The organism is Bdellovibrio sp. HCB337, assembly GCF_047302465.1.
In the GTDB taxonomy this organism is placed as follows: Bacteria; Bdellovibrionota; Bdellovibrionia; order Bdellovibrionales; family Bdellovibrionaceae; genus JACMRP01.
This window is the reverse complement of sequence record NZ_CP178621.1, coordinates 1,190,441-1,202,591: the sequence shown is the minus strand read 5'-3', so window position 1 is coordinate 1,202,591 and position 12,151 is coordinate 1,190,441. Positions and strand designations below refer to the sequence as shown.

General features: G+C 46.2%; 10 protein-coding genes. 4 read left to right on the top strand and 6 right to left on the bottom strand.

From position 1 onward, the window contains the following. Positions 1-95: 95 nt before the first annotated feature. From ACLWBB_RS05805 to ACLWBB_RS05795, 3 genes are read right to left on the bottom strand one after another with little or no spacing between them, the layout of a single operon-like run. Positions 96-2,309, bottom strand: coding sequence for an RCC1 domain-containing protein (locus ACLWBB_RS05805; protein ID WP_413290664.1), 2,214 nt, complete (start codon positions 2,307-2,309; stop codon positions 96-98). Positions 2,310-2,334: 25 nt separating this feature from the next. After that, entirely contained in the window at positions 2,335-2,994 is a 660-nt protein-coding gene (locus ACLWBB_RS05800) for a hypothetical protein (RefSeq protein WP_413290663.1), read from the bottom strand. Between the two features lie 9 nt (positions 2,995-3,003). Continuing rightward, the gene (locus tag ACLWBB_RS05795; protein WP_413290662.1) at positions 3,004-3,786 is read right to left on the bottom strand and encodes a DUF4423 domain-containing protein; all 783 of its coding nucleotides are present in this window, start codon (positions 3,784-3,786) and stop codon (positions 3,004-3,006) included. 134 nt (positions 3,787-3,920) lie between these two features. Between ACLWBB_RS05795 and ACLWBB_RS05790 the strand changes: the two genes are divergently transcribed. From ACLWBB_RS05790 to ACLWBB_RS05780, 3 genes are all read left to right on the top strand, one after another. Further along, on the top strand, positions 3,921-5,075 hold the full coding sequence (locus ACLWBB_RS05790; protein ID WP_413290661.1) for a hypothetical protein: 1,155 nt from the start codon (positions 3,921-3,923) through the stop codon (positions 5,073-5,075). A 100-nt stretch (positions 5,076-5,175) separates the two neighbouring features. Next, the gene (locus ACLWBB_RS05785) at positions 5,176-6,063 is read left to right on the top strand and encodes an alpha/beta fold hydrolase (RefSeq protein WP_413290660.1); all 888 of its coding nucleotides are present in this window, start codon (positions 5,176-5,178) and stop codon (positions 6,061-6,063) included. A gap of 154 nt (positions 6,064-6,217) precedes the next feature. After that, positions 6,218-7,243, top strand: a complete 1,026-nt coding sequence (locus ACLWBB_RS05780; RefSeq protein ID WP_413290659.1) for a hypothetical protein — start codon at positions 6,218-6,220, stop codon at positions 7,241-7,243. A 388-nt stretch (positions 7,244-7,631) separates the two neighbouring features. On the opposite strand, the gene ACLWBB_RS05775 is transcribed toward ACLWBB_RS05780, so the two are convergent. From ACLWBB_RS05775 to ACLWBB_RS05765, 3 genes are all read right to left on the bottom strand, one after another. Continuing rightward, positions 7,632-8,195, bottom strand: coding sequence for a hypothetical protein (locus ACLWBB_RS05775; RefSeq protein ID WP_413290658.1), 564 nt, complete (start codon positions 8,193-8,195; stop codon positions 7,632-7,634). 273 nt (positions 8,196-8,468) lie between these two features. Next, on the bottom strand, positions 8,469-9,104 hold the full coding sequence (locus tag ACLWBB_RS05770; protein WP_413290657.1) for a PilZ domain-containing protein: 636 nt from the start codon (positions 9,102-9,104) through the stop codon (positions 8,469-8,471). A 9-nt stretch (positions 9,105-9,113) separates the two neighbouring features. Continuing rightward, entirely contained in the window at positions 9,114-10,505 is a 1,392-nt protein-coding gene (locus ACLWBB_RS05765; protein WP_413290656.1) for a hypothetical protein, read from the bottom strand. A 268-nt stretch (positions 10,506-10,773) separates the two neighbouring features. Here ACLWBB_RS05765 and ACLWBB_RS05760 point away from each other — a divergent pair, with 268 nt between their 5' ends. Then, positions 10,774-12,150, top strand: coding sequence for a hypothetical protein (locus tag ACLWBB_RS05760; protein ID WP_413290655.1), 1,377 nt, complete (start codon positions 10,774-10,776; stop codon positions 12,148-12,150). Position 12,151: the final 1 nt, after the last annotated feature.

Genomic DNA, 12,151 nt, shown 5'->3' with positions numbered 1-12,151 from the left:
ATCTAGGGAATGACTTTCAGCCAGCCAACGGCCAATAAAACGGTGATTTCATAGTAATGCTGGTTAGCGGCCGTAGAAGCATCATTTTATTTTTACTATTTTAAGCCGAGGGTGCGATCGGACGTTGAAACATTTGTCCATGTCGTGAGTGAGCCCACTTGCACCGGAGAACTCCGGCTATTGATATCTCCCAAGCCAAGTTGGCCCGAGCTATTGTCTCCCCACGCCCAAAGAGTGCCATCGGATTTCACCGCAGCCGTGCTCGATTTTCCTGCGCTGACTTTACTCCAATTGGTGAGTGCACCGACTTGAGTCGGAACATGAGTAGTGGCGCCATCGCCGACTCCACCACCAAGCGCACCCTCTACATCCGCACCCCAAGTCCAAAGACTGCCACTGGATTTGAGGGCCACAGCATGAGAGGCACCAGCGGAAATATCACTCCAGTCCGTGGCACTACCGATCTGACGAGGTCCCATACTTGAAATCCCTCCGCCACCGTAACTTGTGTTACCCCAAGTCCAAAAAGTGCCATCACTTGCCATTGCGTAAATCTTGCCATTACCAGCAAATACTTTCGCCCAAGAAGTTCCAGAGCCAATTTGAATTGGTGAACTCCGATAAGTCATTGTTCCATCTCCAAGTTGTCCAGAGCTGTTAGCTCCCCAGGTCCAAAGTGTATTGTCAGTTTTGATAGCCGCAGTAATTTCATTGCCTGCCGAAACCTGAGCCCAGTTCGTCAGAGCTCCGATTTGCACAGGCGAGCTTCGATAAGTACGATTGCCAGTTCCTAACTCTCCGGAAGCATTGGTTCCCCAAGCCCAGAGCGTACCATTCGTTTTAACCGCGCACGCGTGACCTACTCCTCCCGATACTTGGGACCAATTTGTCAGAGCACCGATTTGTCCCGGAGAACTACGATCATTGGTGGTGCCATCACCAACTTGACCATCCCAATTTCCTCCCCATGCCCAAAGAGTTCCACTGTTTTTGATAGCATAAGTGGCACTCGTTCCAACAGTGAGCGACGCCCAATCTGTGGCTGCGCCGACCTGCTGAGGGGTTGAGACATTCGTAGTGTTGCCAAGGCCAAGCTGTCCGCTGCCGTTACGTCCCCATGTCCAGAGAGTTCCCGCAGTTTTAAGGGCTGCAGATGTATACCAATTTGCAGCGGCTTTGCTCCATCCCCCACTTCCAACTTGGACAGGAGAGCTTCTCCGAGTAATAGTTCCATCACCCACTTGTCCATAGTCATTGTGGCCCATAGCCCAAAGCGTACCATCGCCTCGAACGGCCAAGCTATGCACATCACCGACTGCAACATCCGACCAAGTAGTGAGACTCCCAATTTGAATTGGAGAGAATGCCGAAGTTATGGTGCCGTCGCCGAGTCCACCATACTGATTATTTCCCCAACCCCAGAGAGTGCCATCGGTTTTAACGCCCATTCCTCCCCAACCACCTGCGCGATTCGCAAGAGCTGTCCAAGTGCTAACACTGGTCTGAGTAGGCGTGGCATAAGATCCGACTCCCGCAGCGCCGTTAGTACCCCAAGCCCACAGTGTACCGTCGGTGCGAGTTGCTAAAGCATAATCTTCTCCTGCGCTGACTTGATTCCAAGTAGTAACACTGCCGACTTGCACTGGAGAATTTCGTCCGCCATCCATTGTAAATTCACCTAGCTGCCCGGCCCAATTATCTCCCCAAGACCAGAGCGTGCCATTGGTTTTAATCGCGACAGTGTAATAGGGCCCGGCAGAGACCTTGCTCCAGTTCGTTAAGGCACCAATTTGCACAGGAGAGCTGCGATTAGTTGTGTTGCCGCTTCCTAGCTGGCCAGAGCCATTAACCCCCCAAGCCCAAAGCGTGCCATTGGTCTTTACAGCCATCGAGTGGGCCGATCCTGCGGAGATTGCATTCCAATCTGTGAGAGCTCCAATTTGCACAGGTGAACTTAGACTTGTTCTGTTACCGTTTCCGAGCTGACCATCATTGTTATATCCCCACGTCCAAAGCGTACCGTCGTTTTTAATCGCTAGGGAGTGAGGAAATTTCGCTTCGATCTTAGACCAATTTGTGAGAGCTCCGATTTGCACAGGTGAACTGCGATTTGTGATGTTACCGCTTCCGATCTGGCCACCACCATTAAGCCCCCAACCCCACAGTGTGTTATTCGCGCTAGCTGCCGGCGCCTTCCAAAACGCAAATGGAATCACGTGTGCTAGAGTTTTACGCGCAAAGAGAGAAATAGAGGAAATAAAAGTGTATTTGAGAAGACGACGACGACTTATTTTATTTGAAGCTTTCATCCTGAATACCTCGAAATCCGTGCCGTTATAAACCCTTCGTGGTCGGAAAAACTTTTGCTTTGATGACTTGATATTTCTCGGGAGCAAGTACGCTGATTTTATTGGACAGTAGTAATGCATTAAAATAGCGAATTTTTTCGGATGAGTTCGTCTCGGGAAGTAGTTGCAAGGCATAGTTATAAAGCACTTCATGGACTATCAAAACGGCTCTCTGATCATCGAACATGTGGTCCCAAATTTTTCTATCGATAAAGTAACGTCTGTCTTCTTCAAATAAAGGTCGATGCTGTATCGCCAACTGCTTAAGTTCACACCCTCGCTCAATGAAACCGACTCCTGTGTCATGGACTGGAAGGAGGTCGTAATAAGTCAACATGGCTTCACTCCAAAAATTATTAACTAAACTTTGGAGGATTGTCTCGAGTTGTGGGTCCATTTTTTTCAAGCGGCTTACGATAGTTTTGGCCACTAAAGTGCAATTATCATTCTGTTTTTGGCAATAATCTGCACTAGGCCCTTTTGGAAGAACAGGTTCCATGCCATATCGTGCCTTCGCCTCAACGGCATCATACATTCTTATTGGGAGGGTACAAACGACCGCACTGCCGCCATTTCCAAACTCAGTAGAATCTGCCCAAGAAAACGATCCAGATGCTAAAAATAAAATTGCTAAGAATGCTTTCATGGAGACTCCTTAATTTGACTTTGAAATGAGTGTCGCCGGAACAATTTGCACGCACACGTTGTAGACTTCTGTTTTTTCGCCTTCTTCAAGAAGCTCGCTTATTTCGCGGCGAAATTTTTTTGCCAGAATTTTTGCCTTATACAATTGCCGGGGATTGGTTGGAATGATGACCGATGTAATATCACGCAGCTCAACAGAATCGGCATCTAGTGACTGCAAGGCTTTATTGATAAGCTGACGTTGATAATTTTTTAACGCCGACGAGGGAATATCATGTGTTGATGTCAAATGCTTGTGCGTTGGTTGAAGATTACCGTTGATCTCCTCAACCAAACCAATCTGTTTAAGACACTTCAAAGACTCAGCGACGACAGGCACGGACAGCCCCAGACGTTCTGAAATCCATCGGCTGTCGTTTTTAAATGAAACAGTTTCCATTAAATTTAAAATCGCGAAGTGATGCCAGTCCGGCAAAAAAGAAAATTTCTTTTCACTTACTTGGTGTGGAATGCGCGAATCATTTCTTTCGTATTTTGACTTACCAATCAAAAACTCAAGGCGCTCCGAATTTTTTGGCGAAAGCTCTAGCGCGGTAACAATACGCTTTCTAACAATTTTGCCAGGAAGAGTTTTACCTGAAAGAATAGAAGATACACGGCCTGGGGATGTTTTCAGATCCCTCGCGAAAGCACGCAAAGAGTATCTTGGATTTTTCGAGCGACGAGCATCCAAGAAACTTTTTAGGTACGCTGCTACTTCGTGATATTGAATTCGATTTCTGTTGGTAGACATACACCGATTTAAACTGCACTTTGACGAAACGTCAAATGCGCCTCTTTGTCTTAGGAAAGTGTTGTGACCACAATGTACAACAGAGGGAAAATGAGTATAAAAGAAAAATTAATGTTCTATTTTTGCAAGGAAAAATGAAACAGTTTTTTCTATCTCATCAATGGTTTTTGGATGACAACCACGGCTCTCCTTTTGGCTGGACGTATTCGTGCCGATCAGTTGTTTACGTAAAAAGTGTGATTACAAAATGGAGGCAGGAAAACATGACGATTAAAAATCATCATTTATTGAAGACTTTCGCAAGTCTTGGCTTGTGCATGTTCTTTTTTACCGCGGGCTGCAAGGAGTTTGAACTCCAAGATCCTTCACAAAGACCTTCAGAGGATTTGACATCTGAGAAACTCAGATCGTCACGCACCAGAACATCAATTCGGAGACCAACTGTAACTCCCACAGCAACACCGATTCCAACCCCAACTCCAAAGGTAGTTCCAACGGCAACTCCGGCTGTCACTGCTACACCGGCATCAAGCCCTACGGTCACCATTGCAAATCCGGCGATCGCGACCATAGTTGCGAGTCAGACGGCAACGTCCCATGAAGCAAAAATTCCGTCTATTAGATATGATTGGCAAAAGTATCCGGTCATCATTATGCAATCTCCGTCGGGCGCAGATATTCCTAGTTGGTTTGAATTTTCCAAACCAGAATGGTGTTATACTTTGAATTCTTGGCTGCAGGTTTTTGAGGCTGAAGGAAACACGGCTAAAAACACTCGTGTGCAATTTCGTAATTTGAAAATATTTGTTCTCTCTGAGTCTACTCGTAAGTGGAGTCTGGTAAAGAGTGATGTTTCGCCTTATACAGATTCATGGCAGTATCCATTTGCTTTCTCTGCCGATGGCGGTACGCGCGTCGAATCCTCAGGGGGGCTGTCCTTTAAACCAAAGTATCCGGTATTTGCTCACGGTTATGGAACTCAAACAACAATAGTTCCTCAAGACGTTCGCGCCGTCTTTGTGAGTATGGAGACAAAGCTTGTTCTAGAAAATGCAAGTGGAACGGATGACCGAAGCTCTGCGAAGTATTTAGTAAATGTCGGAGCTGACTATTGGCCCAATGCTCAAGCGGTCAATAAAACCTGGAGCTATGCACCCGGAATAGGTCAAGGACGTTTTATCTTAGCAACACAGGACTGGCGTAAAGCCACTATGATTGTGCCAAACGGCAGATATGGTTCGACCATGCAGGAGATGATCGAGAAGTACCCATTGCCTTTAGATCAATAGTGCATACACCAGTGTGAGTTTTCACAAGATTTTTGGTTTTCTTAGCCTTCCCTCAAGGGCTCCTCTACCTTTGAAGTATTCAACCAAAAGGAGATGAGCCATGAGTTATATTGAAACTAAAGAAGGTGTAAAAATTTATTATAAAGACTGGGGATATGGACAACCTATTTTGTTTTCTCATGGTTGGCCCCTTTGTTCAGATGCATGGGATGCACAGATGCTGTTCTTCCTTGAAAAGGGGTATCGTGTGATTGCTCATGATCGTCGTGGGCATGGCCGCTCTTCACAAACTTTTGAAAACAACACCATGGATCAGTACGCCGATGATTTGTCAGCCGTGATGGAACATCTGGATCTTCAAGATGTAATCTTGGTTGGTCACTCCACCGGTGGTGGCGAAGTCACACGTTATTGTGGCCGTCATGGCACTTCACGTGTCGCAAAATTGGTTCTTTTAAATGCTGTTCCACCATTAATGTTAAAAACAGAGGCGAATCCGGATGGAATTCCAATGGATGTTTTCGATGATATTCGAAAACACACCGCTGAAAGTCGCGCTCAGTACTTTAAAGATTTTCCAGATGCATTCTATGGCTTTAACCGCCTCACCGTCAAAAAGATCGAGGGACTCGTGGACTCCTTCTGGCTCATGGGCATTACGGGCGGAATCAAATCAATCTATGATAGCATCAAGCAGTTTTCTGAAACGGACTTCACTGATGACTTGAAAAGAATTGATGTTCCGACTTGGGTCTGCCACGGCGAAGACGATCAAATCGTTCCTATCAAAATTTCCTCTGAAAAAACAGCACAACTCATCAAAGGTGCGAAGCTCACGACATATCCAAAAGCCAGTCACGGCTTTGCTCAAGTGACCCCTGAACTGTTCAATGAGGGCCTGCTGAACTTCATTGAGGAGGGCGCACCTAAAAAAGAATATGCACGTCCTACCCGACGCCCAAGCCCTGAAGGGCGACCGACACATTAAATGACATAAAGGGGCCGTGAGGCCCCTTCTCTTCTGGCGAACGAACAAGTTGTTCGCATTAAATCAGCGTTTTTTAGGATCTTTCTGGGGTTTTTTGCCAGGTCGATGAATTATCTGGTCAAACAAGGTTAGCAACCCCCAACGAAAGGTCTTTATGAAAAAACAATTTGTAAACACAGTTCTTCTGTTTTCATCAGTAATTCTTTTTACCGCTTGTAGCGCATCGGTCTCTTCCGATGTTCCAAAGTTTCCTGTTATTCCAGACGCTCCGGGTGATAAGCCGGCAGCTCCTGACGCTCCAGCTCCGGGTTCTCCGTATGCCAACAAAGTGACTGTCACAGTAGGTGGTACGAAGGCTGAATACGCTTATGTCGAGGCTCTCGATCTTGATGATGGCAAAAACGTCAAGCTGCGCTTTTTCACGATCCCGCCTCGCGGTCTTTGCAACGTCGACTCTTTAATCGACAGCAGTTCTTATCAAACTAAGTTTTCATATTTGACTGTGAACATTCCTAAAACTGCGGCAGTGACCAAGATTGCGGTTTATGGCGGCGCGGCTGTCGGTAAACGCGGTGATACTTTTCCAGTAGACAATCAAAATGTGTCTGGCGAAGTCACTGTCAAATCTTCGACAGACGAGCGTTATCAAGGCTGGCTGAATCTAACTGCGCCAAATGGTATGCAGATCCAAGGAAACTTCGACGTCGTGGGCTGCTATCAAACACAGAACCTTCTTCAGAAGATGAAGCTTGATGACTTGTCTCAGTTGGTTCCTCTTCGTTACAAAGACAATGGAGCTGTCGCTTATGAAGTTACTGTAAAATCGTCTTACCGTAAAGATAGCGAGAGAACTTATGCTGGCTTCAAATATATTTCTGACTACCACAACTTTCAAATTTACGCTGCTGGCTACGTCGGCATCAAAGCAGGCTTCTCGGGCATGTCAGGTGGCTCTTACGTTGGTGCGGGCAATACAAGTTGTGAATCTAGCTCTCCAGGTCCTGTAACAGCGGAGATCGTCGGCAACCGCATCTATTTTGGCGGTAAACGCGCATTCTTCTGTATTCCGTCTTACGACAAAGATTTCAGCGCTGGCTTCATCGAATACAATCCTGCAACCGGCAAGAGAACCCTCGAACTTGAGACCTCTCGCTACGGAACTTTGGTTGGCGAATTTTAAGATCACGTAAAAAGGCCCTCCTAGAAAAAGCCCAGTGACCAACTGGGCTTTTTTATTTTTGAGACACTCAGGAGTGTAATCGCCAAAAAGAAAAACCCAGGCTTAGGGGGGACTAGCCTGGGTTCGGGGGTGAACTTGGGGGGAAGTTCGTTTGTTACTTTATACCTATTGCGAAGAGCGTGCCGCTGCACACATCGAGAGTTCACATACTTACAACGAAATAATTCTCAGCATGAGGCGAATGCCAAAGGTAGCGACAAAGATTGCTAACACTTGTTAGAAATGCATCTTTTCAAATTTCTGAATTTAGTTTGTGTGAAAATAAAAAAAAGATCCGGGTTTTTACACCCGGATCTTTTATGATTCGATTTGTTTCTTTTAAAGACGATTAGTCTTTAATTTTTAGGTCTGGGTTAGCACAAGTTCCTGGAACCGCGCCGCCACCGTAGTTTGGTACTTCATCGAATTTCTTCACGAAGTAGTTGCGAGCCAAACTCTTATGCATGACGTAGTCTTTACCTTGGTAACAGAACATTGGACACTTCTGATTACCTTCGTCCTTCGAGCCAGCAGGGCAAATTGCCACAGAGCTCATTGGAACGTGGCCACGACCACCTGGAATATATAACCAGTCTTCATCATCTTCGATGTCGGAATCCTCATCTTCGTCATCATCTCGGCCTGCAACATCGTCATCACCAGGTCCATTCGGTCCTGTCATGTCTCCGTCGTCTCCGGGACGATCTCCTCCTATAGCTCCATCATCTCCTGGTCGAGAACCGTCAATCGCACCGTCATCACCCGGAGTACGACCGTCAGAACCTTGACCTGATTTGAATGCAGCAGAAGAGCTATCTGGATTAAATCCAACTTTAGAGCAGTTTTGGAAAGCCAGCAGCATCATGAGCCCGCTAGCGATAAGTACAAGTAGAGATATTTTAGATCTCTTCAATGGATCCCCCTTATGATCCCCCCCCTAATTGTTATTGTTATACCTGTTAGCAATGCACACACAGTGCCAATCTGCGCACCACTCTGAATGCAAATGGCGACCTTCTCGCTGTTCATCAAATTCCTGTTTTCAAGTGTTTTGCAGCGAAGTCTGCGATTCCTATCAGGAAAGCATTCGTGAAAAAAACTTCGACATCAAGAAAGGGCGTAGACAGCGTGTATTGAGAATCAGAGTGTCTCACAAAGAGAATTCAAAACTATGACTTATATATACTTACTTTTGCGGAGTGATTGGGAATTTTTGGGTCAGCAACCAAATGCGGAAATCTTCTTGAACCTTCTCGGCCGTTGTTGGTGCGATCTCGGTGCGGAATTTATCTTTCTTTTGGTCTTCGGCTAGGAAACATGTGAATTCAAACATCTTGTCCGGTGCATTCAGAACGACGGTAAAATATCCCGCCACCCAATCCGGCAACTTATCTTCAAAACAGAAACCGCCCTCGGAAAGATCCAAAGTATGAGTGCTAAAGCTATGAGAGCTTAGCATGATCTCGACTGGAATCTTCGCGATGTAACGTGTGTATTTACGCTGAACGGGCTCACGCACCTTTTGCACATTAGTGACCATGCGCACTTCGGTAATCTCGTGGTCGTCTTCTTGAACGATCTGCGGAAGCTCTGGAAGATTGTGCTGATCACTGTCTTTCAGAGTAAAAAGGTCATGACATTCAGGCTCGCTCAGAGGTTTCCAAGTTGGCCAGTTTTCGTGATGTGCCCAACTCACCTTCATCTCGGCATCGGTCATTGACGCCACTAAAAGTTGACACTCTCGCAAGCTTAAGCCAGCGAGAGTCCAAGATTTCAGTGGGTTATGAAGAGCCCAAGGCCTGCGAGTCAGGAATCCGAACATACATTACTACTACTTTACGCAGTTTTTGTGCATGTATCCGTCTGGGCTATTTACTTGCACCCAAACACCGGATTGACTTTTAATGGTGATCTTCTCGCCTTTTTTAGCAACGCCTACTTGCTTTCCCTTCTCAGGCTGGTCGCGAACGACACAATCTTTCACAAGAGTTTTTGCACTGCCACCAGTAGAACTGCGGATAGCTGCAACACCTGTCGTGTTCAAACCCGCAGTTTCTGCTCTGATCTTTGCAGTCTCAAGCATCATTTTTTCAGTTTCAGCTTCGGCTTTTGCTGTATCTACGCGGATGGAGCTTTCATCCGCCTTGGACTTTGCCTTTTCTAAGGCTTCCTCCAATGCCTCACGCTCTTTCTTCGCTTTTTCAGCTTCTGCTTTATAACGGTTCAACTCAGCATCAGCTTTTGCAGCTTGTGCTTCGAATTCAGCAACGGCTTTTTTAGCTTTGTTAGCTTCGAAAGTCGCTTCTGCTGTTGTTTTTTGCAAATCGGCCTTTTGCTTCTCTAAATCAGTTTTAGACTTTGTGAAGTTAGAGCGAGCTTTTTCTTCTGTGCTCTTCGCTTCTGCCAATTTCTTTTTCTCTTCGTCTAAAGAATCTTTGGTTTTAGCCAAAGTCTCTTGAGATTTTTTAGCTTCTTCTTCAAGTTTCTTTACAGAATCTTCAGCTTGAGCTTGACCTGCTTTTGCTTTAGTCATCTCTGCTTCTGCACGAGACTTCTCGGCATCAGTACGAGCCATTTCAGCCTTCACGCGGGCTTCAGTTGCCTTACCTTGGGCGATTGCTTTTTGCGAATTCAACTGAGCTTTCGCTAATTCTTGCTCAAGTTGTTTCAAACGCATTTTTGCTTCGTCCAATTCTTTTTGTGCACGATTCGCTTCATCAGTGGCTTTTTGGCCGTCTTTTTCAGCGTCTTTCGCTTTGCTCGCAACATCGCTTGATGATTTTTCAGCAGCTTTTTTCTTTTCAACAGCTTGATCTTTAGCGGCTTTTGCAGCTGTCACTTTTTCCTGAGCCGCCTTGATGCGCGCTTCAGATTGAGCTTGCTGTTGTTCAGCTTGCTTTTGTGATCTTTCGTTTTCAGCAGTCTCTTGCTTCGCACGAGCTACTTCACGCTCAGACTCAGCTTGCTCTTTTTTAGCAGTCGCTTCTGCAGCACGAGCTTTTTCTAACGCAGCTTTTGCCTCGTTACGTGCCTTATCTAGTCTTTTTCTTTCTTCTTCCGCTCTTCGTTTTGCTTCAGCCGCATCAGCTTTTGCGCTTTCTGCGTCTGTCGCAGCCTCTTCCGCATCAACTTGAGCTGAGTCCACGGACTTAGCAAAAGCCCCGGGTCCCGCAAATGCGGACAAAACAAGTACAATCAACAGTGGTTTTAAAGACGTGCACATGACGAAGTTCCTCCTAAGTATTAATTTAACACAAGGCGTATCGGTAAGACCCCACGTCGAATTAACTGGCCTTTGGACATATCTTTTCAAGACACCGAGCTGGTCTGAACCTGTCTCGTCTCAGAGTGAGAATCGTCTAGGGAAACACTAACACCTGTCAAAAAACTAGACCCATTTTTGGACCCATAACCACCAGGTACGATTTAGGTTGGCCCCGTTTCTGCACGATAAAGCTTTGTACGACTTTATTTTTTAGGGGGAACACACCATGATTCCATGGAAGAATCAAAAAGCTATTCCAGCTTTTTCAGTTTTTGTTTTGTGCGGGGTAATGACCCTAGCCTATCAAAACTGCGCGCGGGCAAAATTCACTATCGATCCAGGACTCAAAGCAGAGGCTCTCGGTAAGGAAGGCGTGTTTGGTCGCGAACCAGGTGACGACGGCAGTGTTGGCGGTGGTAGACCTGGCGATGATTCAAATACTCCAGGCGGTGGCCGTCCAGGTGACGACGCTGGAACTCCAGGTAAACGTCCTCCAGGAAATGATCCAGGGATGCCAGGTGGAAGACCTCCAGGCAATGACCCAAGTATGCCAAGCGGTCCAGTCAGCGGTAACGATCCAGCCGTTCCAGGTGGATTGAATGTCGTCTTTAGATTTGTTTGCTCAAACGTGCAAACAGAGGCTAACGCCGGAAACCTATTAACTTCACAATCAGTGAAGTTGGTGATCGCACCTGTTAACGGGATGGCTGCTTCTTGCGAACTCACAGGTGATTTCAAGAATGACATCTTAAATAAAAAACAAATCAGCTTTAAGCCGTGTGCGAATTTGGCTCCAGGATCTTATAGAGTGTATGCAGTCGACTCAGCAGTGAGTTCTTCTGATATGGCGGCCGTTCAAAATAAATCTCTGACAGACTATGATATTGCCTTCAGAGTTAATAGCGACAGCAGCATCACTTACACAGGCCGTACTAAAGTTGAAATCTTGTATGACCTAAATAAGAACAACAGCCTGTACGGAGATTTGAAGAACCAATTCGGAAATTCTACGGATGCTACTCAAGCTGCGTGCGATACGCGTGTGTCTCCGCTGATTATCAGCATGAACTCACAAGCTCGCGGTATCAAATTGACGTCTCCAATGGACGGTATCCAATTTGACATCTTGGGTGAAAGATCATTCCCTAGAGCGCACGATAAAAAGCAGATCTCTTGGTTAACTCGCGAAGAGCAAGAGTACTACTTTATCACACTGCCAAATAAAGACGGACAAGTCTCGGGTATCAACGAACTCTTCGGTGATAACACTCGCGGTCCAGATGGCAAATTCGCGGCCAACGGTTACAAAGCCTTGGAGAAGTACGATGATGACAGAGATAAATTGATCACTGATCAAGACGAAGTTTTCGAAAAACTCCGTCTGTGGGGTGATGCAAACCGCGATGGTATCGCCCAAAGCGACGAGCTATTGCCACTGAAAGAGAAAGCCATCTCTGTGATCGACTTGCACTATGACAAGCGTTACAAAGAAACGGATCAGTATGGTAACCAGACTCTCATGAAGTCTGTCGTAAAAACTGAGGATGGTAAACTTCACCTCGTGTTTGACCTCTGGTTCCGATACCTCAACATCACCAAATAGG